Here is a 23,000-nt window from a genome sequence, read left to right as displayed (position 1 = left end):
CCGGACGGCCCGCCGGGCGCGGCGGGCCGCTGTTCGTACTGGTCGAAGGGCTGCGGCTGCTCGAACTGCTGCTGCTCGTAGCCGTGCCGCTCATAGGCCTGGTAGGGGTCGTAGCCCTCCCGCCAGGCGGGCCGGGCCGGCGGCTGGGGCTCGCGCGGGGCGGGCAGCGGCGGGCGCTCGGGCTCCGGGGCGGGCTCGGGTGCGGCGCGGTAGACCGGCCCGGTGTCGACGGGCGGGGGCGGGGCGGTGACGGTGATGGCCAGCCGCACCGGCTGGCCGCACTCCCGGCTGAGCGCCTCGCCCAGCAGCGGGGCCAGCCGCCCCTCCAGCACGCTCTTGGCGTATTCGTTGGACACCCCGAGCAGGGCGGTGCCGGACACCAGGGCGAGCGGCTGGCAGTCTTCGAGCCAGCGGTGATCCTTGCGCTCCAGTCCTTTCCCCTCGGCCAGCATCCAGGTGAGCGCGCGGGGCCACACTGCGGCAAGATCGGCAGGTAGGTCAGCCACGGGCACGCTCTCTCATTCGCTTTCGCCGGAACTTAAGGGGACGGGCGCCGGGCGGTGACTCGGCCGCGAGTTCAGCAACGGTAGTCAGCCCGGCACGGGCGCATCAAGTCATTGTCCACAGCCTGTGTACAAACTCGAAAGACGCCTCCGGGGGCGGCGGCGGTTTGACCGAAAGGACCCGGCGCGCGTACCGTTGCACGGTCGAGTTGTCGACGGCTGCTGCCGCCTGCCTCCGATGGGCAGACCCCCGGAGCGAGAACTCCTCCGTGGCGTGGCGGGCTCCTCGTGGGCGCACGGTGACAGCCGGTCGGCACGGATCACGACACCTCCCGAATCACCGCATCACCGACGACGTAACTGGAGCCCGCAGTGAGCAAGCGCACCTTCCAGCCGAACAACCGGCGTCGCGCGAAGACCCACGGCTTCCGCCTGCGCATGCGGACCCGTGCCGGCCGCGCGATCATCGCCAACCGCCGCGGCAAGGGCCGCACCCGACTGTCGGCCTGAGCTGCCTGATCCCCGGTCCATGCGGTGCTGCCATCCGAGAACCGACTGCGGCGGCGCGAGGACTTCGCGGCCACGGTCCGCAGGGGGCGCCGGGCAGGGCGGCGGAACCTCGTCGTCCATCTGATCAGCGGCCATTCGAGCAGAGGTACGGACCCGCACGCCGCGGAGGAGAGGACTCCTCCACCGCGTGCGGGTTTCGTCGTGAGCAAGGCCGTGGGCAATGCCGTGGTGCGTCATCGAGTGCAACGACGGCTGCGCCATCTGATACGGGACCGCCTGCACCGTCTGCCCGCAGGTAGCCTTGTCGTAGTCCGGGCGCTGCCCGGGTCCGGCACCGCCGACTACGCGCACCTGGGCCGGGACCTCGATGCCGCTCTGGAGCGGCTGCTGGGAGGGGTACGGACATGAAGTACCCACTGCTGCTGCTGATCAAGCTGTACCAGTGGACCATCAGTCCGCTGCTCGGGCCGGTGTGCCGTTACTACCCGTCGTGCTCTCACTACGGGTACACGGCCATCCACCGGCATGGCGCGATCAAGGGAACGGCGCTGACCGGGTGGCGCATCCTGCGCTGCAATCCCTGGTCGCGGGGTGGTGTCGATCATGTGCCTGCCCGGAAGCATCCGGTCTGGCATCAGCGTATCCGTGCCCGCCTGGTGTCCCCCCGGACCGAGTCCGCGGGCGGGGCCACCCGGACTCATACGACTGCCCAAGGAGCCTGACCCGTGGACACGATCAATACGATCCTGAGTCCCCTCTATATCGCTGTCTCGTGGATCATCGTCCAGTTCCACAACCTCTACAGCCTGGTCTTCGACGAAGCCAGCGGCTGGGCGTGGGGCCTGTCGATCGTGTCCCTGGTGATCGTGATCCGCATCCTGCTGATCCCGCTCTTCTTCAAGCAGATCAAGGCGACGCGCGCCATGCAGGCGCTCCAGCCGCAGCTGAAGAAGATCCAGGAGCGGTACAAGAACGACCGCCAGCGGCAGTCCGAGGAGATGATGAAGCTCTACCGGGAGGCCGGTACGAGCCCCTTCTCCAGCTGTCTGCCGATTCTGGCCCAGTCGCCGTTCTTCATCGCGCTGTTCCAGGTGCTGAACCACATCGCCCAGAACAAGACGGTGGGCGTGCTCGACGCCCAGCAGGTGGACCAGGCCCGGGAGGCCACGGTCTTCGGCGCGCCCATCGCGGCCAAGTTCATGGACTCGGCGGAGAAGCTGAGCCAGCTCGGCGCCTCTCTGGCCGATGTGCGCGTGGTGACCGTCATCATGATCGTGCTGATGTCGGCGTCCCAGTTCTTCACCCAGCGCCAGCTGATGACGAAGAACGTGGACCTCACGGTCAAGACGCCGTTCATGAACCAGCAGAAGATGCTCATGTACATCTTCCCGATCATGTTCGCCGTCTTCGGCATCAACTTCCCCGTCGGTGTGCTGATCTACTGGCTGACCACCAACGTGTGGACGCTGGGCCAGCAGATGTACGTCATCGTCCGCAACCCCACCCCGGGCAGCATCGCCTTCGAGCAGCGGCAGGAGCGGCTGCGGCGGAAGGGCAAGCTCAAGGAGGACCCGGAGGAGGTCCAGGTCCGCGAGGCCGTGGAGCGGGCGCGGGCGAGCCGGCAGCAGCCCAAGCGGCAGAGCAAGGCGCAGCGCCAGTCCGGCGCCGCCCCGCGACCCCAGTCCTCCGCCAAGGCCCCGTCCGGGCAGCAGCGTCAGGGCACGCCCCAGGACAAGGCGCCGGGCTCGGTCGCCGAGGGGGCGCCGCGCTCCGCGGGCGGCGGCACCGGGGGCGGCCGTGGCACCGGACAGAGCCGGAACGGCGCGGCCAAGAAGGCGCAGCCCGGCAAGCGCAAGCCGTCAGCCAAGACCAAGAAGTGAGAAGGAGCCTCGACGTGGCGGACACCACCTCGACCGCCGGCAGTACCGACGCCCTGTCCCGCCTGGAGCAGGAGGGGGAGATCGCGGCCGACTACCTGGAGGGGCTGCTCGATATCGCGGATCTGGACGGCGACATCGACATGGATGTCGAAGGTGACCGGGCGTCGGTGTCCGTGATCACCGAGGGTCCGGCACGTGATCTCCAGCGTCTGGTGGGCCGGGACGGCGAGGTGCTGGAGGCGCTCCAGGAGCTGACCCGGCTGGCCGTGCTCCGGGAGACCGGGGAGCGCAGCCGGCTGATGCTGGACATCGCGGGCTTCCGGGCCAGGAAGCGAGAGAAGCTGACCGCCCTGGCCCAGCAGACGGTGCAGCAGGTGAAGGAGACCGGCGAGCCGGTCAAGCTGCAGCCGATGACGCCGTTCGAGCGCAAGGTCGTCCATGACGCGGTCAAGGCCGCCGGACTCCGCAGCGAGTCCGAGGGCGAGGAGCCGCAGCGGCGCGTGGTCGTTCTGCCGTGACCGGAGCCGGACCGGACGGGTCGGCGGAGAACGAGGTTGCCACGGGGCTGCCGCCGGCACCCGAAGCCGCCGAGCGGGTCTTCGGCGACCGGCTGGCGGACGCCGTGCGCTATGCCGAACTGCTGGCCGATGTGGGGGTGACTCGCGGCCTGATCGGCCCCCGGGAGGTCGGCCGGCTCTGGGAGCGCCATCTGCTGAACTGCGCCGTGCTCTCCGAGGTGGTTCCGGAGGGTGTGTCGGTGTGCGATGTGGGCTCGGGGGCCGGGCTGCCCGGCATTCCGCTGGCCCTGGTCCGGCCCGACCTGGAGGTCACCCTGCTGGAGCCGCTGCTGCGCCGCACCATGTTTCTGGAGCAGGTGGTGGAGCTGCTGGGGCTGGACCATGTGCGGGTGGTCCGGGGACGGGCCGAGGAGGTGCTCGGCACCTTCAAGCCGGTGCATGTGGTGACGGCACGAGCGGTGGCGCCGCTGGACCGGCTGGCCGGCTGGGGCGTGCCGCTGCTCCGTCCCTACGGGGAGATGCTGGCGCTCAAGGGCGACACCGCTGCGGAGGAGCTGAAGTCCTGCCGGGCCGCGCTGGCCAAGCTGGGTGTGGTGTCCGCCTCGGTGATGCATGTGGGGGTCGAAGTGGTGGATCCGCCGTCCACGGTGGTGCGGGTGGAGGTGGGCGAGAGCCCGGGCGGGGTGCGGTTTGCCGCCAAGCGGGCCAAGGCCGCGAGGGCCGGCCGTCAGCGTCGGCGCCGCCCCTAGGACCTGTCGTGGGCACCTGGCCATGAGCCACCACTCACGATCACCAGGTGTCCGCAGGCCCTGGGGCCGGCAGCGGGCGGACAGGGCCGTCAGGGCCGTCAGAGCGGGTTGAGGCGGGCCTTGAGCAGGCAGAACTCATTGCCCTCGGGGTCGGCGAGAACGTGCCACTGCTCCTCGCCGGTCTGGCCGACGTCGGCTGGGCGCGCCCCGAGCGTGAGGAGGCGTTCGAGCTCGGCGTCCTGATCGCGGTCGGTGGGGTTGACGTCGATGTGCAGCCGGGACTTCCCCGGTTCCGGCTTCTCCCTGCGGCTGAGGATGATCGTCGGCTGCGGGCCGCCGAACCCTTCGCGTGGCCCGATTTCGAGGGTGCCGTCCTCTTCGCGGTCGAGCACGACGAAGTCCAGGACCTCGCACCAGAACCGCGCCAGTACCTCGGGGTCGCGGCAACCGAGCACGAGCTCACTGATACGACATGCCATGGACGAAACCTCTCAGCTGGGAACTGCCGGGGCGGACACGTGCGGGAGCTCCTGGGCTCCCCGCAGTGGGCACACACCGTACCGGGGCGGGGCGAGCAGGTGGTAAGGGTTTTCGGGTCCTCGGCTCGCTCGCTGGTGCCGCCGGGCGAGGACCGTGGTCCGCGCAGCGAGGCAGGCACGACCCGACGGCGGGTCCTGGTGCCATCCTGAGGACGTCTACTCCATACCGGCGTCCGCTCCCGCGGCGGCGGTGTGTCGGGCCGGGCCCTCGGGGAACCGGCCCGCATCGTGTTTCACGTGAAACTTCCCATCAAGCGGGGCTCGCTTCTTCAGGGGATCATCGGCCGCGGCCGGGCCACCGCGGCCCGGGAACGACGCAATCCCACGGCTCCCTCTGCCTCTCTGTCCACAGGTGAGCGAGGTTCGCTGGTTCAGCGGCCCTCCCGCATGGCAGGCTTTGAACCTACGAAGGCCGTGCATGTCGAGGAGAGTGAACCATTGCGGTCTGACGCCAATACCGCGGGGCCGACGGCAGAGCCGGTCCCCGGTCCCCGGTCAGAGTCAACGGATGCCCCCGGCGGTGCGGTCGATATGGCGCAGGGCGGGCCCCCGCCCGGCATTGCCGGAGGGGGGCGGGCAGCGCAGCAGGCGGTGGAGATGATGCACCGCGCCCGCGGTGCCCTGCCGAGGCCCGAGCAGACCCGGATCATGGTTGTCGCCAACCAGAAGGGCGGTGTCGGCAAGACCACCTCCACGGTCAATCTGGCGGCCTCGCTCGCGCTGCACGGCAACCGGGTGCTGGTGATCGATCTGGATCCGCAGGGCAATGCCTCCACCGCGCTGGGCATTGATCACCACGCCGATGTTCCCTCCATCTACGACGTGCTGCTGGAGAGCAGGCAGCTCTCCGAGGTGGTCCAGCCGGTGGTGGATGTGGAGGGGCTGTTCTGTGCCCCCGCCACCATCGACCTGGCGGGTGCGGAGATTGAGCTGGTGCCCATGGTGGCCCGGGAGAGCCGGCTCAGCCGGGCCATCGAAGCCTATGAGCAGCCGCTGGACTACATTCTCATCGACTGCCCGCCCTCCCTCGGCCTCCTCACCGTCAACGCACTGGTGGCAGGTGCCGAGGTGGTCATCCCGATCCAGTGCGAGTACTACGCCCTGGAAGGGCTGGGCCAGCTGCTGCGCAATGTCGAGCTGGTGCGGGGCCATCTCAACCCGAGGCTGCATGTCTCGACGATTCTGCTGACGATGTACGACGGCCGGACCCGGCTGGCCTCGCAGGTGGCCGAGGAGGTGCGGAGCCACTTCGGTCAGGAGGTGCTGCGCACCAACATTCCGCGCTCGGTGCGGATCTCCGAGGCGCCCAGCTATGGGCAGACCGTCCTGACGTATGACCCGAATTCCAGCGGTGCGCTCTCCTATCTGGAGGCGGCCCGCGAGATTGCGCTGCGCGGTCACACCGCGCAGCAGTCCATCCAGCACGGCACGGTGGAGGGGCCGCAATGAGTGAACGACGCAGAGGGCTCGGCCGTGGGCTGGGAGCGCTGATCCCGCAGGCACCGGCGGCGGGTGAGAGCGAGGCGACTGCCGAGAGCCCGGCTCCGTCTCCCACTGCCCTGCCGGGGCTGGGAGCCGGCCGCGGTGTGCCGGCCGCGGTGGTGGGCGGCCTGGCCGACGGTGTCATCGGAGCGCCGGACCCTGACCCGGCAGAAGCCGCGGTGCGGGACGACCCGGAGCCGGTGAATGGTGTGGCCGGTGCCCACTTCGCCGAGCTGGAGCTGGACTCCATCACCCCGAACCCGCGCCAGCCCCGTGAGAACTTCGACGAGGACGCCATGGCCGAGCTGGTCGCCTCCATCAAGGAGGTCGGCCTGCTCCAGCCGGTGGTGGTCCGCCGCATCGAGGGCCGCACCGGCGGGAGCGGCGGCCCTGCCTACGAGCTGATCATGGGGGAGCGCCGCTGGCGGGCGTGCCGCGAGGCCGGCCTGGAAGTGGTCCCCGCGATCGTCCGCCAGACCCAGGACGAGCGGCTGCTGCTTGATGCGCTGCTGGAGAACCTGCACCGGGCGCAGCTGAATCCGCTGGAAGAGGCGGCGGCATACGACCAGCTGCTGCGGGACTTCAACTGCACCCACGACGAGCTGGCCGACCGGATCGGCCGGTCGCGTCCGCAGGTGACCAACACCATCCGGCTGCTGCGCCTCTCCCCGGAGGTGCAGCGGCGGGTGGCCGCCGGAGTGCTCTCGGCCGGGCACGCCAGGGCGCTGCTTGCTCTGGACAACGCGGAGGAGCAGGACCGGCTGGCGCAGCGGATCGTGGCCGAGGGCCTGTCGGTGCGTGCGGTGGAGGAGATCGTCACGCTGCAGACCAAGGGATCGGCACCGGCCTCCCGGCGCCGTACGCCCCGTGCCGGCAAGCGGGTCTCACCCGCCCTGGACCGGCTCGCCGACCGGCTCTCCGACCGGTTCGAGACCCGGGTGAAGGTCGATCTGGGCCAGAAGAAGGGGAAAATCGTCGTGGAGTTCGCCTCCATCGATGATCTCCAGCGCATTCTGGGTCAGCTCGCCCCGGGCGAGAGCCGGGTGCTGGACCAGGCCGACGGCGAAGAGGACCGGGACGAGACTGACGCCTGAGGCAGGAGCGACACCGGCGGAGCGCAGGCATGCCAGAGACGCCCCATGGATACGATGGATCCATGGGGCGTCAGCTTGTGCCGCTCACGCTGGACAACCTTGGCGACTTGCCCGACCGCTGTCGCGCCTGCGTGTTCTGGGAGCTTGATCCGGTGAGTGCGGCCTCGGCCGAGCGAGCCGGTCATACCGCGCTGGAGAAGGAAGCGTGGATCTCCGCCGTGCTGCTGGAGTGGGGCAGCTGTGGCCGGATCATCTATGTGGACCGGATACCGGTGGGCTATGCGCTCTATGCGCCGCCGGCCTATGTGCCGCGTTCCTCGACCTTTCCCACCAGTCCGGTCTCGCCCGATGCCGTGCAGCTGATGACGGCCTGGATCGTCCCCGGCTTCCAGAACCAGGGGATCGGGCGGGCGCTGGTTCAGGGCGTGGCCAAGGATCTGCTGAGCCGGGGGTTCCGGGCGATCGAGGCGTTCGGGGATGCGCGCTGGAAGGAGCCGGCCTGTCTGCTGCCCGCGGAGTATCTCCAGGCGGTCGGCTTCGAGGTGGTGCGACCGCATCCCGCATTCCCGCGCATGCGGCTGTCGCTCAAGAGCACTCTCTCCTGGCGGGCGGATGTGGAGCTGGCGCTGGACCGGCTGCTGGGCGCGGCCCAGCCGATCACCGCTCTCCGGCCCTCCTGACAGAGCCGGGCGGGCCACGGCCGTCGAGGGGACAGACGAAGGGGCCGTGTGTTTCACGTGAAACACACGGCCCCTTCGGTGCGGTTCCGGTCACGCGGTTCCGGTCAGGCCTCCTTGGAGACGCTCCCCTTTGCGGACAGGAAATCCGCGAGATCGCGCTCCAGGGCCGCCTTGGGCTTGGCGCCGACGATGGTCTTCACGACCTCGCCGCCCTGGTAGACGTTCATGGTCGGGATCGACATGACACCGTACTTGGCGGTGATCGCCGGGTTCTGGTCGATGTTGAGCTTGGCGATCACGATCTCGTCGTGCTCGGCTGCGATGGCCTCCAGCGACGGGGCGATCATGCGGCACGGACCGCACCACTCGGCCCAGAAGTCGACCAGCACGGGCTTGTCGCTCTTCAGCACCTTCTCTTCGAAGTCCGCGTCGGTGACCTTGATGGTGGCACCGGCCATGGCAGTTCTCCTTTGCTCAACAGAGGTACGGACGTGAGGCGAGGCCCGGGTCAGGCTTCGATGGTCTGCTGGACCACGGCGGCCTCCACCAGAGGTGCCTGGTCGCTCAGTGCCGCCAGATAGCGTTCCGCATCCAGCGCGGCGGCGCAGCCGGTTCCGGCGGCCGTGATGGCCTGGCGGTAGGTGTGGTCCACCACATCTCCGGCGGCGAAGACCCCGGGGACGTTGGTGCGGGTCGAGGGCGCGTCGACCTTGAGGTAGCCCTCCTGGTCCAGATCGAGCTGGTCCTTGAACAGCTCGACCCGCGGGTCGTGCCCGATGGCGACGAACAGGCCCGTGGCCGCGAGGCTGGAGGTCTCACCGGTCACGGTGTCGCGCAGCGTCAGGCCGGACAGCTTGCCCTCCGCCGCATGGATGGCCGCAACCTCGCTGTTCCAGCGGAACGAGATCTTGGGATCGGCAAAGGCACGCTCCTGCATCGCCTTGGAGGCGCGCAGCGCATCGCGGCGGTGGACCACGGTCACCGTGCGCGCGAAGCGGGAGAGGAAGGTGGCCTCCTCCATGGCGGTGTCACCGCCGCCCACGACCACGATGTCGTGCTCGCGGAAGAAGAAGCCGTCACAGGTCGCGCAGTAGGACACGCCCCGGCCGGAGAGCTCGTCCTCCCCCGGCAGGCCCAGCTTGCGGTGCTGGGAGCCGGTGGCGACGATCACCGTCTTGGCGCGGTGCACCGTGCCGGCCGAGTCGGTGACCGTCTTGATGTCCCCCGTGAGGTCCACCGCGGTGACATCGTCCGGGACCAGTTCGGCACCGAAGCGCTCCGCCTGGGCGCGCATGCTGTCCATCAGCTCCGGTCCCATGATGCCCTCGCGGAAGCCGGGGAAGTTCTCGACCTCTGTGGTGTTCATCAGGGCGCCGCCCGCGGTGACCGCGCCCTCGAAGACCAGAGGCTTCAGCGAAGCCCGTGCTGTGTAGAGAGCGGCCGTATATCCGGCGGGCCCGGAGCCGATGATGATCACGTTGCGGACGTCGCTCACGGCATGTCTTCCTTGTCTCGGGGCGGATCTCGGAGTGTCTCTGAGGGCCTGCCGGGACCCCGGGCGGGATCCTCAGTCCAGTAACGGATACTAAGGCCCCGGGCATTCCCTGGGCGGGTGGTTGAAGCCAGGGGCAGATGATTTCTTGCCCTTCTCAGGGGCGGGCCACAGTCTCCTGGTACAGGAGTTCACCCGTCTGCGGGGAAGAACCGGAGGTGCACTCGGCGGTGACCACGTAGGCGTCGACCAGCTCTCGGCTCTTCGAGTGCTCCAGCACCAGGAGGTAGGTCCGCAGCCCGTCGAAGGCGAAGTACGGGTCCACGGCCAAGGGGGTCTCGGAGGAGCGGCCGGTGGCCGAGAGCACACAGCGGGGAGCCGTCTGGGCCGGTCCGGTGCCGGGCGCGGATTCCTGTGTTCCGTCGCCGCTCTCCTCGGCATCGTGGTCCTCGCCGGTGTCTTCCCCACCCTGGTCGATGCCGTCGTCGTTGGAGAACGGCTCGCCTTCCGCGGCGGAATCCCGGCGGGAGAGCAGGGAGTGGACCCTGGCGGTCACATCGCTCTCCGCGACCGACCTCTCCGCCTGCTCCGAGCCCTGGGCAAGGTCGGCGGCCGCACCGGCATCGTCCGCGCCGGAACCGGGCGGGGAGAGGGACTGAAGAACGACCCCGCCCAGACCGAGCACCGCCAGGACGGTGACGGCGGCCAGGGCCAGCCAGGGCCAGGCGCGCGGTTTGACACCCTCCCCCGAGGATGGGGCGGCGGGCACGGTTTCACGTGAAACGGCGGTCGTATCGGTTTCACGTGAAACCGCCTCGGCGGCCAGAGCGGCGTCGATGCGCGCGGCGATGTCCTCGGGCATGGGGCCCGGATCGCCCAGACCGGACAGCTCCTGCCGGAGCGTCTCCAGATCGGCGGCGATCGCGGAGCACTCCGCGCAGCCGTCGAGGTGGCGGCCCAGCGCGGCGGCCTCGGCGGCGGAGAGCAGATCCTCGTGCAGGGCGGAGATCTCGGCAGGCTCGGGATGGGTCTCCTTCACGCGTGCTCACCTCCGCCCTGCATGGCTCCGGCACCGTCCGGTCCGCTCGGGGTGCCCGGGTGTCTCGACGATGGGACGGAGGAGCGGCTTGTCCGGTTCCTTGCTGCGCTGTCCGGTGCGCCCTCCTCGCGGGACTCCGCTCCGGAGCGCAGGTGACGGAGCAGGGGAAGCAGCCGGGCGCGGCCCCGGGCGCAGCGGCTCTTGACCGTGCCGGTGGGGACGTCGAGGATGCGGGCGGCCTCGGCGACCGGATAGCCCTGCATGTCCACCAGCACCAGGGCGGCGCGCTGGTCGGCCGGCAGCTCGTCCAGTGCCTCGCGCAGTTCGCGGCGGAGGTCCTGGCGCTCCGCCGGCAGATCGGCCGGCTCCTGCGGCTCCAGCAGCGTCTCCAGGCGTTCCGCCTCGGGCATCGGCGAGGTGCGGCGGCTCTTGCGCTGGCGTACCCGGTCCAGACAGGCGTTGACGGTGATCCGGTGCAGCCAGGTGGTGACGGCTGCCTGTCCGCGGAAGGTGTGGGCGGAACGGTAGGCGGAGAGCAGCGCTTCCTGCACGGCGTCGGCCGCGTCCTCCCGGTCCCCCAGAGTCTTCAGCGCCACCGCCCACAGCCGGTCCCGGTGCCGGCGGACCAGCAGGCCGAAGGCATCGGGGTCTCCGGCAACATGCCGGGCGAGGACCTCCTCGTCCGGTTCTGCCTGTACCCCCTCCACCTGATGTCGCTCCCTCAGCCGGTGACCCTGATCTCGGTGATGCGCCCACGGTAGTTGCCGTCCGTGCCCTGGGGGAGATCCGTGAGCCAGACGAGAAGATAGCGGGTGTCCACCGGCTGGTCCGTCGCCAGGGTGATCGACGTACCGGATTCCTCGGCGATGGGGGTGAACTGATCGAGAGAGGAGGGCAGGGTGCCGCTGCCGCCGGCCTGGCCCGCCCCGCCCGAGGGGATCATCAGCTGCATGGGGTGGTCGCCGCCGAGCGCCGAGACCTCGACCGCGCTCACCGAGCGGCTTTCGCCGAGATCCAGCAGCAGGCCCACGCCCTCCTTGAGGTTGCCGAAGGACGGACCGAAGTAGTTCGCGGTCTGCCAGTAGGTCTCCGGATCGCCGTCCAGCACATTGGCCACGTCGTCCGGATCCTGGCCGTCCCCCCACGGGTCGAAGTCATGGACCGCGGCGACTTCGACAGGGGCGGCGGTGGGCTGGGGCTCGTTGTCCTCGGGGTCGGTGGTCTCCTGGGAGACCGGGGGCTGCTTGGGCGCCGGATCGCCCTTCATCAGTGCGTCGGCAATCTGCCAGCTGCTCAGCCCCAGCGCGGCGATCAGCAGCGCGGAGACCCCCCACTTGAGGATCTTTCCGGTCCGGCCGGGCAGGGCGGGCGGGGCCGCCGCGCCAGCAGGCTGAGTGACCGCCGGGCCGGGCGCGGCGGCCGGACCGTTCTGGAAGCCGTTGTGGCCATAGGCGGCCAGCAGGCCGGGATCGGGCTCGGGCGGGCGGATGCGGGGCATCTCGCCGATGGCCTTGAGCAGTTCCTCCGGGGAGGTGCACGGAGGCTTGTGACTGGCCGCGGTGGCACCCTCGTTGATCAGAGCTCGCATCGCCAGTTCGGACAGGCCCCGGTGCACCCCGGCCCGGACCTGTTCCGGACTGGCCAGGGAATCCCGCGAGTTCCCCCGCAGCCCCGCGACCCCGGACAGCCCGTACCCGCCCTCCGGGGACGGCCAGCGCTGGGTGAGTGAGGCATAGAGCAGGGCACCGATGGCCTGGGTGTCGACGCGCCGGGCGTCGTCGCCGGTGATGCCGCGCAGTGCCGCGTCCACGGCCAGGCCCCGGATACGGAACTGGCCGGCGCTGGTGCGCAGCACGCTCGTGGGGTTCAGCCGGAGATGAGCCAGATCCTTGCGGTGCGCCTCGCTCATCCCCTCGGCGAGCTGGCAGACCAGGGTGTACGCCTCGTGCGCCTCCAGCGGGCCGGAGGCCAGCACGGTGCCCAGGGGGGTGGCGTCGGACAGCCACTCGTGGATGACATAGACCAGTTCGCCGTCGTCGGCGGCGTCCAGCACCTGCACAAAGCGCGCATCGCTCATCGTGGCCGCCGAACGGGCCGCCTTGATGACCTGCCCGGCCCGTTCGTGGTCGGCGGGCAGCACATGGACGCCCACGGCACGGCGCAGCTTCTCGTCCACCGCGCGCCAGCTGCTGAACCCGTCCAGCCGGGTGATGCACTCCTCCAGCCGGTAGCGGCGGGAGAGGCGGTGCCCACTGTGCAGCTCGGGCGGTTCCTTGGCGGAGTCTTCGGGGGCTTGCTCCGAGGTCTCCTCCGAGGGAGCCTCCGGCGAGTTCTGTGAGGGCTGCTCACCTTTCCCGGCGGCGGCCTTGCCCTTCCTGCCTCCCCCGGCGGGCGGCTGAGAGGGACTTGTGGCCGTTGAGCGTTCCGCCACCGTATTCTCCGCCTCCCCGTCAATGGCCTTGATGCCGGCCGTGGTCCATGCCCTTGCCTGACGTCAATTGTGCCGCTACTTCCGTACCCCGCACGACATCTGAGGGCTGCCGTAGGTTGTACAGGAGTTGTACAGGATGGGTAAGCGGGCCCTGTGACCGGGAGCGGTCAGCGACCGAGACGGGCCCGCACCATGCCTACCAGCGTGGTCAGTTCGGTGATGCGCATCCGGCGGGCCGCCAGGTAGAAGACCCCCAGCAGGACCAGCCCGCCGGCGCACAGGGCCAGCAGCGAGCCGATCAGTCCGCTGCCGAGCGCCTGGGTGATGCCGTAACCGGCGGCGCCGCCGAGAACTGCGGCCGGCAGGCTGGCGCCGCCCAGCCGGATGTAGGTGCGGATGATGCGGTGGCCGTCCAGATCGGTGCCGAGCCGGCGGCGCAGCCGCCGCCAGGCCACCAGCACGCCCAGGGCGTAGGCGATCCCGTAGCCGAATGCGATGCCCGCCACCACCCAGCGGTCCGGCAGGACGACGAAGGACAGGGCGGAGAGCGCGATCCAGATCGCCGAGACGATGACGGTGTTGTAGAACGGGGTCCGGGTGTCCTCGTAGGCGTGGAAGGCGCGCAGCACCACGTACTGGGCGGAGAAGGGGATCAGCCCCAGGCCGAAGGCCATCAGGATGTAGCCGAAGGAGCGGGCCCCGCTCTCCCCGGCCGAACCGAACAGCAGGGTGCACATCGGCACGCCGAGGGCGACGAAGGCGAAGGCCATCGGGACGATGGCCACCGCCGAGGTGCGCAGCCCGTGGGAGAGATCGTCCCGGACCGCGGCAGTGTCGCCGTCCGCGGCCGAGCGGGAGAGCCGGGGCAGCAGCGCGGCCATCACCGAGACGGTGATGATGGCCTGCGGCATCTGCCAGATCAGCAGCGCGCTGCTGTAGGCGATGAAACCGGTGCCCGGGTAGCCGGCCGCTTCGGCGCTCTCGCCGGCCCAGGTGGCGAACTGGGAGACCACCACCAGGCCGATCTGGTTGGCGAAGACGAAGAGCACGGTCCACTTGGCCAGCCGCATGGCCTTGCCCATACCGGTGCCGGCCCAGTCGAAGCGGGGGCGGAGCCGGAAGCCGTCGGCACGCAGATAGGGAAGCATGGCCAGGGCCTGGACGGTCAGTCCCAGCAGGGTGCCGATGCCCAGCAGCCGGACCCCCTCGGCGGGGATGGTGTCCACGGCGAGGCCCGAGGACGACTGGGTGCCGTAGACCCAGATGAAGGCGCCGAAGGTGAAGATGACCACCAGGTTGTTGAGGACCGGGGTCCACATCATGGGGCCGAAGCGGTCGCGGGCGTTGAGAATCTGGCCGAGCACCACATGGATGCCCATGAAGAGGATGGTGGGCAGGCAGTAGCGGGCGAAGGAGACCGCGACCTCGTTGGCCGCCGGATCGTCGGCGATCTTCGCCGACATCATCCGGATCAGCAGCGGGGCGACCAGCACGGACACCAGGACCAGGCCGGTGAGGATGACCGTGATCAGGGTGAGCAGGCGGTTGGCATAGGCCTCGCCGCCGTCGTTGTCGTTCTTCATCGCGCGCACGAGCTGCGGCACGAAGACGGAGTTCAGGCCGCCGCCGATGGTGAGGATGTAGATCATCGACGGCAGCGCCCAGGCGATGGCGTAGGTGTCGCCGAGGACGGCGGCGCCCAGCGCGGCCACGATGACCAGCTGGCGGACGAAGCCGGTGACCCGGGAGACCAGGGTGCCGGCGGCCATGATGGCGCTGGACTTCAGCAGGCTGGACCCGCGGCGGGCGGGCGCGGGTGCGGGGGGTGGGGGCGTGGCATCGGGCCCGGGGACCGGTCCGGGAGCGGCCGACGGGGGCTGCACGGGCGGCTTCGGGGGCGGGGGCGCCGGGTGGGCTCCCGGACGCGGTGGCGGGCCGGTCTCCGCGGGTGAGGAGTGCGGCGCGGTGCCGGGCAGGCGTCCGGGCGGCGGGGTGACCTGCTGGTCACGGTAGAGGTGGGCGAAGACGTCCTGGTGGGCCGCGGCCGGGGGCGCATCCGGGCCGCCGCGCTCGGCGGCCCCGCCGACCAGGTCGTCGACACCGGTGAACTCGGTGGCGCCGGGCTGGTCGCCGTGCGGCATCAGGCGGGCCGGACGGTCCGGCTCCGGGGCGGGCGGGGGCGCCCAGCGCTGCGGGTCGGGGGCGTGGCGGGGGGTGGGCGGCGGCTGGTAGAGGGTGCCGGAGTCGGGCGTGCTGCCGGGCGGCGGCGGGGGGTGCGAGGCGCGGTCGTACAGGGCGTCCTCCACCGGGTCCTGGGCCAGGGGATCGCGCTCCGCATAGGGGTCATGGGCGTAGCTCTGCGCCAGGTAGGGGTCGTGGGCGGGCGGGCCGGCGGGCTCCCCGCCCCCGGCCTCCGGTCCGTGTTCACGGTCGTACGGCGCTTGCATCCTTACCCCACCTCATGTGTCACCGGCTGCCCGGCCGGCCCAGCCGCGGGCTTCACTCGCTGCGGTCCACCTTCTCACCCCTGACCGGGGAGAGACCGCTGTCACCGTCGGTGTCGGTCCCACTGCCGCTCTGCGGAGTATGCGGCCCTCCGCCCGGCGGGGCGGCCCGGGGGGTGCTGTGCGGCGTATCCGGCTGGTCGTCCTGCTGTCCGTCCGGCTCACCCTCTCCGTCCGGCTCACTGTGTCCGTCCGGGTCACTGTGTCCGTCCGGCTCATCGGACTCGCTGTCGGCAGGGCGGCCGGCCTCGGCCTGGGCGCGCTTGCGCTGGGAGTACATCCGGATGCCGGCCAGCACCACGAGCAGCAGGCCGCCGGCGATGACCAGCAGCACCGTGGAAGTGATGGAGGTGACATCCGCCTGGAAGCGGATCGCCTCCCCGTACGGGGTGCGGGTCTCGCCCGCGGTGTAGAGCTGGGCCTCCAGATACGCCTTGCCGTTGGCGCGGGCGTTGGCCTCGAACTTCACCACCTTGTTGAGCCCGGCCCTGACCGTGACCTCCTGGACGTCGTCGACCTCCAGGCCGATGCGGCGGCTGGAGGTCAGCTCCAGCCGCAGGTTGTGCACGTCCTGCATCAGGTTGTTCTGCACCGTGACCGGGATGACCGCGCTGCGCCCGGAGAGCGTGATCGGGGACTTCTCGATGAGGAAGACCTGCTGCGTCAGCCCGTCGAGCTGGTTCTCCACCCCGGCCCGGAAGCGGGCGCCCTCGGTGGGCCGGCCACGCCAGGAGACCGACATCTCGCGGCGGATCGCGTTGCCGAACGGCACCACCACCCGGTCCGGGCGGGTCAGGATCACCGCGAAGCGGTCCAGGGTCTGCTGGGTGTCCCGCATGTCCTGGAACGCCTCGGCGGGCAGTTCCTGCTCGCTCAGCCGCTCGGGATAGTCCGCGGCCTTCGGCACGGTGAAGGAGGCGTCCGGGTCGGGCGCGGCCGAGGCGGTCCGGGCCAGGGGGACGAAGTCCAGCCAGGAGCCCTGCTCCCGCAGGGCGCCCAGGGCATCGGCCATGGCCTGGGCCTGTGCGGCGCTCGGCATCCGCTGCGGGGCGAACAGCAGGGAGCGGTCCTTGGCCGGAACCTCGTCGGCGATCACCAGGGTCTCGGCCAGCAGCCGCTGATGGGCCCGGGAAACGTTGCCGGCCCGGCTCATGTCGCCCTCGAACAGCCGGGAGAGGCGGGCGTCGGCCACCACGGCGGTGGTGCCGCCGCCGATCGGGCCGGCCGCGCCGGGGGTGTAGTTCAGGCCCTCGTAGCTGCGCAGCGAGTCGCTGCGGGCGATGACGGCGTCCGCGCCGGCGGCGGTGGCCACGGAGACGATGTCCGCGTCCACGGCGCCCTCCACGGGCCAGGCGTATTCGGTGGTCGGCACCACGTCGAGCACCGTCTCCACGGTGGAGGTGGCCAGATCGGTGGCGGACTTCAGGTGGGAGAGCACCCCGGGCACGTCCTTGCCCCGGTGGGCCAGGGAGGCCAGATCGGTGTCACCGAACGGCAGCGCGACCACCTCGGCGTCCCGCACCGCCTCCTTGAGCCGGAGCAGCCAGGCGCGGGCGACCTCCTGGCCGCGGCCGGCCACCTGCTTCTCGGGGTCGCCGTCCGGTCCCGCGACCCAGTACTCCTCGGCCATGGCGGACACCGAGGCCAGCAGGTCCGGGTCGATGACCCAGGTGACGGGCAGCTCGGAGCCGAGCGCCACCATCTCGTGCAGCCGGCCGCCGGGGGAGATCTCGGCCAGCAGGGTGTCGTCCTGGAACAGCGGCGTCTGGGTCTCGTCGGTCTGGGTCTGGCCGGTCAGATGCGCGGTGGAGATCAGCGGCCACAGCACGGTCAGGTGCAGCCCCGGGGTGCCGTTCCGGCCGTCCTGCTGCCAGGGGACGACCGTGCGTCCCACCCCCAGGATGCGGTCGCCCCAGCGCTGTTCCTCGGTCTGCCCGGTGACGGTGAAGGCGAGCTGGTAGGCGCCGGGCTCCCCGAAGCCGAGCGCCGAGACCGGCACCCGGAGGGTGAAGGAGCGGGACAGCCCCGGCGGGATGGTCTCCAGCTCGGCCGGGTGGCCCTCGACGAATCCGCCGTCCTGCTCCAGCGCGAATTCCTCCCGGTCCAGGGCGTCCTTCACGGCGGATCGGCTGGTCAGCGGGACCGCATAGCGGGGATCCACGGACGCCTCGACGATCGGGTGCTCCCCCTCGTTGGTGACCGTGCCGCGCACCGTGAGGGTGTCGCCGTCGTCCGGGCCGGAGGGTTCCACACTGGTGACGGTGAGCACCGCCGGGGTGTCGTTGTCCACCGCGGTGTGCTGCCCCGTGGGCTGGGCGGCCTCGGCCCGGGACGACGGCAGGGGCAGCAGCCAGCCCAGCAGCATGGCGGTGAGCAGCGGGATGAGGACGGTTCGTGGCGGCCGGCGCGGTGGCCGGGTGCGGCGCGGTGTTCCGGCGTACCCCGCCGGCATCGCGCCCTGTACTGCCGCCGTCACAGCCCGTCGGGGGTGCTCCGCCGCATGAACCACGCGGGCCCTCGTTCTCTCGTCGTGTCCGATGTGCCGGTCCAGGCGGATATGGTAACGAGCCGGAAGCGGCGCCGGTGCCCGTCCAGGGCCGCCCCGGGCCGTTCCCGGCAGGCGGCGGGGCCGTGCGCACGGAGGTGGCGGGCGGCCGGTGGCACGGGCCACGTACCCTGTTCTGTTGTGCCGAACGACAGCAATGCCATCGACTCGACCGCCGCCCCGACCGCTGACGCCGGGCCCGGGGGCGTCCTTGCAGCCACCGCCTCGGCGCTCGGTGACGCGCAGCGCCAGGCCGTGAGCGAGCTGCTGCGGGTCTCCCCCGTCGCGGACGATCTGGCCCGGAGATTCGCCGCGGCGGGGCATGCGCTGGCCCTGGTGGGCGGCTCGGTACGGGATGCGCTGCTGGGGCGGCTCGGCAACGATCTGGACTTCACCACCGATGCGCGGCCCGAGCAGGTGCTGCGCATTGTCCGCCCGTGGGCCGATGCGGTCTGGGAGGTGGGCATCGCCTTCGGCACGGTCGGCTGCCACAAGCAGGATTTCCAGATCGAGATCACCACCTACCGCTCGGAGTCCTACGACCGGACCTCCCGCAAGCCCGAGGTGTCCTACGGCGATTCGATCGAGGAGGACCTGGTCCGGCGGGACTTCACGGTGAACGCCATGGCGGTGGCGCTGCCGGAGAAGGTGTTCATCGATCCGCACGGCGGTCTGGAGGATCTGGCCCGGCGGGTGCTGCGCACTCCGGGCACCCCCGAGGAGTCGTTCTCCGACGACCCGCTGCGGATGATGCGCGCCGCGCGGTTCGCCTCCCAGCTCGGCTTCACGGTGGCCGGCGAGGTGGTGGAGGCGATGACGGAGATGGCCGGGCGGATCTCCATCGTCTCGGCGGAGCGGGTGCGGGACGAGCTGAACAAGCTGGTGCTCGGTGCGCATCCGCGGCGTGGCCTGTCGCTGCTGGTGGACACCGGGCTGGCCGGGGAGGTGCTGCCGGAACTGCCGGCGCTGCGGCTGGAGCTGGACGAGCACCACCGGCACAAGGATGTCTACGAGCACAGCCTGACCGTGCTGGAGCAGGCCATCGACCTGGAGGAGCCGGGGGAGCCGGATCTGGTGCTGCGGCTGGCGGCGCTGCTGCACGACATCGGCAAGCCGAAGACGCGGCGGTTCGAGAAGGACGGCCGGGTCTCCTTCCATCACCATGAGGTGGTGGGGGCCAAGCTGACCAAGGCCCGGATGAGCAGGCTCAAGTACCCGAACGAGCTGATCCGGGACGTCTCCCGGCTGGTGGAGCTGCACCTGCGGTTCCACGGCTACGGCACCGGGGAGTGGACGGACTCGGCGGTGCGCCGCTATGTGCGGGACGCCGGGCCGCTGCTGGAGCGGCTGCACAAGCTGACCCGTTCGGACTGCACCACCCGCAACAGGCGCAAGGCGCAGGCGCTGTCCCGGGCCTATGACGATCTGGAGGCCCGGATCGAGCGGCTGAGGCAGCAGGAGGAACTGGACGCCATCCGGCCGGATCTCAACGGCAACGAGATCATGTCCCTCCTCGGTATCGGGCCCGGCCCGCAGGTGGGACGCGCCTATCAGTACCTGCTGGAGCTCCGGCTGGAGCACGGCCCGCTGGGCCGTGAGGCCGCCGAGAACGCCCTCCGGGAGTGGTGGCGGCAGCAGTGAAACGGCACGGGCAGTGAAACGGCACGGGCCGCGGTCTCCGCAGGGGAGTCGCGGCCCGTGCCGGGTTGTGTGTCTCGGCGCCGGTGTCAGACGTCGCCCAGGCAGAGGGAGAACTTCTTGCCGCCGTACTCCTCGTAGTACTGGGTGTGGGCGCCTTCCGCGTTCTCGCAGGCCCCGTCCGAGATGTCGCCCTCGATCTTGTCGACGACCTTGTATTCGGCGTCGTCGGCCGTGCAGTCGGTCTTCTTCAGGTCGGGCGAGGCCATGGTGCCCTCGTTGCGCAGGCAGTCGCCGACCTGGGAGCGCTCTGCTTCGGAGCTGCAGCCGGTGAGGACCGCGGCGGCGGCTATGGTGGCCACCGCCACGGACAGCAGCTTCTTGGTCATGATGTCCCCTCTGATGTGCATGTTGGTGCTGTGCGGATCAGCGCCTTGAACAGGGCTTTCGGCGAGCTGTGCAGCCTCCGCACGGTAACGGAGGGCCACATTAGTGTGGCCGGGGGACGAGTCGGCCCGCGGTGCCGGGCTGACGGGGTTCTGTGGCTGTTATGTGACACTGACATCGGGCGGAATGCGGTGGAAACGGGTCATGGCCACGGTCACCGCCGCGTAGATCACCGAGACGGTGAGCACCAGGGCGGCGGAGCGGCCGTCCGGCGGCAGCATCAGGGCGGCCAGGCCGGCGGCGCCGACAAAGGCGACGTTGAACAGCATGTCGTAGACGGAGAAGACCCGGCCCCGGTAGGCGTCGTCGATCACGGACTGCACCACGGTGTCGGTGACGATCTTGGCTCCCTGGGTGACCAGGCCGAGGATGAAGGCGGCGACCAGCACCGGCAGGGGCCGGAAGGACAGGCCCAGGGCGGGCACCAGCACGGCGGCGGACCCGGCGCACCAGGCGAACCAGCCGAGCCGGCCGAGGCGCTGCACGGCCCACGGAGTGACGACGGCGGCGGCGAAGAACCCCGCGCCGGACAGACCGACGGCCACACCCAGCAGCGCCATGCCGTCGCCCTCCAGGCGGCCGTCGGCCCAGGCGTAGCGGGCCAGCATCAGCACGGTGACCAGCAGGGCGCCGTAGCAGAAGCGCATCATGGCGACGGCCAGCAGTACCCGGGCGGCGGTGCGGTGGCGGTTCAGGTGGCGAAGCCCGGCGATCAGTCCCCGGGCGGTGGCCGCGAGGGCGCTCAGGGTCTCCTTGGACATCTCGGAGGGGGCCGGGCCGAGCAGATCCCGGCCCATGCGCAGGGCGGCCAGGCCGGCCAGCAGGTACAGGACGGCGGCTGCCATCAGGGCCAGCGCGTCGCTGGAGACCTCGGTGCGGGCGAGATAGCTCAGTCCGAAGGCCGAGGCTCCCCCGGCTGTGGCCGCGATGGTGCCCGCGGTCGGTGAGAGGGAGTTGGCGATGACCAGCCGCTCACGGTCCACAACCCGGGGCAGGGCGGCGGAGAGCCCGGCCAGGATGAAGCGGTTGATGGCGGTGACGCAGAGCGCGGAGAGGTAGAACTGCCAGCGCGGTACCGAGCCCAGGACCAGCAGACAGGTGGCGGCGGCCAGAGCACCGCGCAGCAGGTTGCCGTACAGCAGCACCTGTCGGCGGCGCCAGCGGTCCAGCAGCGCACCGGCGAACGGCCCCAGGAGCGAGTAGGGCAGCAGCAGCACGGCCATGGCGGCGGCGATGTCCTCGGGGCTGGTCTGCTGCTCCGGGGAGAAGACCACATAGGTGGCCAGGCCGACCTGGAAGACCCCGTCGGTGAACTGGGAGAGCAGGCGGACGAGCAGCAGCTTCCGGAAGCCGGGGAAGCGCCACAGTATCCGGAAGTCGACGACGACGGACATCGGCGGCTATGCCTCCCGCGCGGCGTGGGGAGTGGGATCCGGGGGAGGAGGTTTCACGTGAAACGTGGAGGGAGTGCGGGGACGGCGCGGAGGGAGGGTGAAGCGGTCGGCTGCCCGGTCCAGGACGCCGCCGCCGGGGTCGTCGGAGCCGTCCCAGCGGACCGGGTCGTGTCCGGGCCGCAGGATGTCGCGGACCACCACCAGGCAGAGGTAGAGGGTGCCGAGCAGGTGGAGCGCGATGGCGCCGTGGTAGCCGTTGGGCGTCACGCCGTGTGCGCCGCTGGTGTGCGCCAGATACATCCAGATGCCCAGGAAGTAGAGCACTTCACAGGCCTGCCAGATCAGGATGTCCCGCCAGCGCGGGCGGGCCAGTACGGCCAGCGGGATCAGCCAGAGCACGTACTGGGGGGAGTAGACCTTGTTGGTGAGGATGAAGACGGCGACGGTGAGGAAGACCAGCTGGGCCAGCCGTGGGCGCACCGGGGCGAGGACGGCGAGCAGGGCGATGCCGGCGAAGCCGAGCAGGGTGAGGGCGACCGCCAGGCGGTTGACGGTGGACGGGGACAGGGTGACGTCGGTGCGCTGCACCAGCAGCAGCCAGAAGGAGCCGAAGTCGACCGAGCGTTCCCGGCTGAAGACGTAGAAGCGGGCCCAGCCATCGGTGGCCAGCAGCATGATGGGGAGGTTCACCACCAGCCAGGAGAGGACCGCGGTGGCTGTGGTGGTGAAGAAGGCGCGCCAGCGGAAGGTGCGCAGGCAGAGCAGGAACAGCGGTCCGAGAACAAGCACGGGATAGAGCTTGGCGGCGGTGGCCAGCCCGATGAGGATGCCGGCGGCGGCCGGCCGGGCGCGCGCCCACATCAGCAGCCCGGCGCAGCACAGCGCCCCGGCCAGCAGGTCCCAGTTGATGGTGGCGGTCAGGGCGAAGGCCGGGGCGAGGGCGACCATCAGCCCGTCCCACGGGCGGTTGCGCTGGATGCGCGCCACACAGACCGCGATGATCACCGCGCAGGCCATCAGCATCCCGGCGTTGACCAGCCAGTAGATCTGCTGAGCCTGCCGCCCGCCGTCGCCGGCCGGGGTGAGCCAGGCGGCGGTCTCCATGAAAAGGCCGGTCAGCACCGGGTATTCGAGGTACTCCATGCCCCGTGCCAGCTCGTCCGGGATCTTGTCGAAGTACGGGATGAGCCCGTCGGCGAAGCCGCGGGCCCGGTACAGGTGCGGGATGTCGGAGTAGCAGGCGTGGGTGTACTGGGTGGCCGGCCCCTCGAACCAGCCGCGGGTGTAGCAGGGCAGCTTCTGCACCATGCCCAGGGCGAACATGCCGATCATGGCGAGTGCCACCACCCGCACCGGGTGCCAGAAGCCGGTGGCCGGGGCGGCCCGCCGGCCGGTCGGTCCGCCGAACCGCTCGCTGCCGTGGACGGTCACCTCGTCGCGTGCGGCGGTCCGTGCGGGCGCGGCGGGCTGCGCGGGCCCGGCGGGGCCTCCTGGCATCGGCTGCGGCGGGTGCGGCATGGTCACATCCTGCCGTACGTCAACCGCCCCGGCAGTC

21 protein-coding genes and 1 pseudogene are annotated in these 23,000 nt (G+C 70.9%); 10 read left to right on the top strand and 12 right to left on the bottom strand.

Features of this window, described 5'->3' with window-relative positions; translation table 11 throughout:
• Positions 1-506: pseudogene (locus tag GQS09_RS29045) on the bottom strand (chromosomal replication initiator protein DnaA); the annotation flags it as partial.
• 369 nt (positions 507-875) lie between these two features.
• Here GQS09_RS29045 and rpmH point away from each other — a divergent pair.
• The 6 genes from rpmH to rsmG are packed head-to-tail and all read left to right on the top strand — an operon-like array spanning position 876 to position 4,160.
• Positions 876-1,013, top strand: coding sequence for a 50S ribosomal protein L34 (rpmH, locus tag GQS09_RS04465; RefSeq protein WP_165984647.1), 138 nt, complete (start codon positions 876-878; stop codon positions 1,011-1,013).
• 24 nt (positions 1,014-1,037) lie between these two features.
• Positions 1,038-1,421, top strand: a complete 384-nt coding sequence (rnpA, locus tag GQS09_RS04460) for a ribonuclease P protein component (RefSeq protein ID WP_165984646.1) — start codon at positions 1,038-1,040, stop codon at positions 1,419-1,421.
• The gene (gene yidD, locus GQS09_RS04455) at positions 1,418-1,735 is read left to right on the top strand and encodes a membrane protein insertion efficiency factor YidD (protein ID WP_243761104.1); all 318 of its coding nucleotides are present in this window, start codon (positions 1,418-1,420) and stop codon (positions 1,733-1,735) included. Before rnpA ends, yidD begins: the two co-directional genes overlap by 4 nt.
• A gap of 12 nt (positions 1,736-1,747) precedes the next feature.
• Complete coding sequence (gene yidC / locus GQS09_RS04450; RefSeq protein ID WP_165984653.1) at positions 1,748-2,893, top strand: membrane protein insertase YidC; 1,146 nt, start codon at positions 1,748-1,750, stop codon at positions 2,891-2,893.
• Between the two features lie 14 nt (positions 2,894-2,907).
• Positions 2,908-3,411: a R3H domain-containing nucleic acid-binding protein gene (locus tag GQS09_RS04445; RefSeq protein ID WP_165984645.1), complete on the top strand. Its 504-nt coding sequence runs from the start codon at positions 2,908-2,910 to the stop codon at positions 3,409-3,411.
• The gene (gene rsmG, locus GQS09_RS04440; protein WP_399552396.1) at positions 3,408-4,160 is read left to right on the top strand and encodes a 16S rRNA (guanine(527)-N(7))-methyltransferase RsmG; all 753 of its coding nucleotides are present in this window, start codon (positions 3,408-3,410) and stop codon (positions 4,158-4,160) included. The genes GQS09_RS04445 and rsmG overlap by 4 nt, the downstream gene beginning before the upstream one ends.
• A gap of 98 nt (positions 4,161-4,258) precedes the next feature.
• On the opposite strand, the gene GQS09_RS04435 is transcribed toward rsmG, so the two are convergent.
• Complete coding sequence (locus tag GQS09_RS04435) at positions 4,259-4,639, bottom strand: VOC family protein (protein WP_165984644.1); 381 nt, start codon at positions 4,637-4,639, stop codon at positions 4,259-4,261.
• A 447-nt stretch (positions 4,640-5,086) separates the two neighbouring features.
• Here GQS09_RS04435 and GQS09_RS04430 point away from each other — a divergent pair, with 447 nt between their 5' ends.
• The 3 genes from GQS09_RS04430 (at position 5,087) to GQS09_RS04420 (ending at position 7,955) form a co-directional block, all read left to right on the top strand.
• A complete protein-coding gene (locus tag GQS09_RS04430; RefSeq protein WP_243761103.1) occupies positions 5,087-6,148 on the top strand; it encodes a ParA family protein in 1,062 nt (353 codons plus the stop codon).
• Positions 6,145-7,275 carry a ParB/RepB/Spo0J family partition protein gene (locus GQS09_RS04425; protein WP_165984642.1) on the top strand — a complete coding sequence of 377 codons (1,131 nt, stop codon included), beginning with the start codon at positions 6,145-6,147 and terminating at the stop codon, positions 7,273-7,275. The genes GQS09_RS04430 and GQS09_RS04425 overlap by 4 nt, the downstream gene beginning before the upstream one ends.
• Positions 7,276-7,337: 62 nt before the next feature.
• Positions 7,338-7,955, top strand: a complete 618-nt coding sequence (locus GQS09_RS04420; RefSeq protein ID WP_165984641.1) for a GNAT family N-acetyltransferase — start codon at positions 7,338-7,340, stop codon at positions 7,953-7,955.
• A gap of 104 nt (positions 7,956-8,059) precedes the next feature.
• On the opposite strand, the gene trxA is transcribed toward GQS09_RS04420, so the two are convergent.
• The 7 genes from trxA to GQS09_RS04385 form a co-directional block, all read right to left on the bottom strand.
• Complete coding sequence (gene trxA / locus GQS09_RS04415) at positions 8,060-8,467, bottom strand: thioredoxin (protein ID WP_399552397.1); 408 nt, start codon at positions 8,465-8,467, stop codon at positions 8,060-8,062.
• Positions 8,464-9,450 (bottom strand): thioredoxin-disulfide reductase, encoded by a 987-nt coding sequence (gene trxB, locus GQS09_RS04410; RefSeq protein ID WP_165984639.1) that lies wholly within the window; start codon positions 9,448-9,450, stop codon positions 8,464-8,466. Before trxB ends, trxA begins: the two co-directional genes overlap by 4 nt.
• Before the next feature lie 154 nt (positions 9,451-9,604).
• Positions 9,605-10,486: a hypothetical protein gene (locus GQS09_RS04405; RefSeq protein ID WP_165984638.1), complete on the bottom strand. Its 882-nt coding sequence runs from the start codon at positions 10,484-10,486 to the stop codon at positions 9,605-9,607.
• Entirely contained in the window at positions 10,483-11,193 is a 711-nt protein-coding gene (sigM, locus tag GQS09_RS04400; RefSeq protein WP_165984637.1) for an RNA polymerase sigma factor SigM, read from the bottom strand. The genes GQS09_RS04405 and sigM overlap by 4 nt, the downstream gene beginning before the upstream one ends.
• 14 nt (positions 11,194-11,207) lie before the next feature.
• The gene (locus GQS09_RS04395) at positions 11,208-12,917 is read right to left on the bottom strand and encodes a protein kinase family protein (RefSeq protein WP_165984636.1); all 1,710 of its coding nucleotides are present in this window, start codon (positions 12,915-12,917) and stop codon (positions 11,208-11,210) included.
• Between the two features lie 167 nt (positions 12,918-13,084).
• A complete protein-coding gene (gene murJ / locus GQS09_RS04390; RefSeq protein WP_165984635.1) occupies positions 13,085-15,364 on the bottom strand; it encodes a murein biosynthesis integral membrane protein MurJ in 2,280 nt (759 codons plus the stop codon).
• 52 nt (positions 15,365-15,416) lie between these two features.
• Entirely contained in the window at positions 15,417-17,873 is a 2,457-nt protein-coding gene (locus GQS09_RS04385) for a DUF6049 family protein (protein WP_207957443.1), read from the bottom strand.
• A 234-nt stretch (positions 17,874-18,107) separates the two neighbouring features.
• Here GQS09_RS04385 and GQS09_RS04380 point away from each other — a divergent pair, with 234 nt between their 5' ends.
• The gene (locus tag GQS09_RS04380; RefSeq protein ID WP_165984633.1) at positions 18,108-19,607 is read left to right on the top strand and encodes a CCA tRNA nucleotidyltransferase; all 1,500 of its coding nucleotides are present in this window, start codon (positions 18,108-18,110) and stop codon (positions 19,605-19,607) included.
• An 86-nt stretch (positions 19,608-19,693) separates the two neighbouring features.
• Here the strand turns inward: GQS09_RS04380 and GQS09_RS04375 are convergent, their stop codons facing one another.
• The 3 genes from GQS09_RS04375 to GQS09_RS04365 all read right to left on the bottom strand — a co-directional run bounded on the left by GQS09_RS04375 (position 19,694) and on the right by GQS09_RS04365 (position 22,963).
• On the bottom strand, positions 19,694-20,014 hold the full coding sequence (locus GQS09_RS04375; protein ID WP_165984632.1) for a hypothetical protein: 321 nt from the start codon (positions 20,012-20,014) through the stop codon (positions 19,694-19,696).
• Between the two features lie 138 nt (positions 20,015-20,152).
• The gene (locus GQS09_RS04370; protein WP_165984631.1) at positions 20,153-21,445 is read right to left on the bottom strand and encodes an MFS transporter; all 1,293 of its coding nucleotides are present in this window, start codon (positions 21,443-21,445) and stop codon (positions 20,153-20,155) included.
• 6 nt (positions 21,446-21,451) lie between these two features.
• Positions 21,452-22,963, bottom strand: coding sequence for a glycosyltransferase family 87 protein (locus tag GQS09_RS04365; protein WP_399552395.1), 1,512 nt, complete (start codon positions 22,961-22,963; stop codon positions 21,452-21,454).
• Positions 22,964-23,000: the final 37 nt, after the last annotated feature.

Source organism: Streptomyces sp. YIM 98790 (assembly GCF_011421595.1).
In the GTDB taxonomy this organism is placed as follows: Bacteria; Actinomycetota; Actinomycetes; order Streptomycetales; family Streptomycetaceae; genus Streptomyces.
Note: the sequence above shows the minus strand (reverse complement) of the source record. Positions and strands in the feature narration are given on the sequence as shown.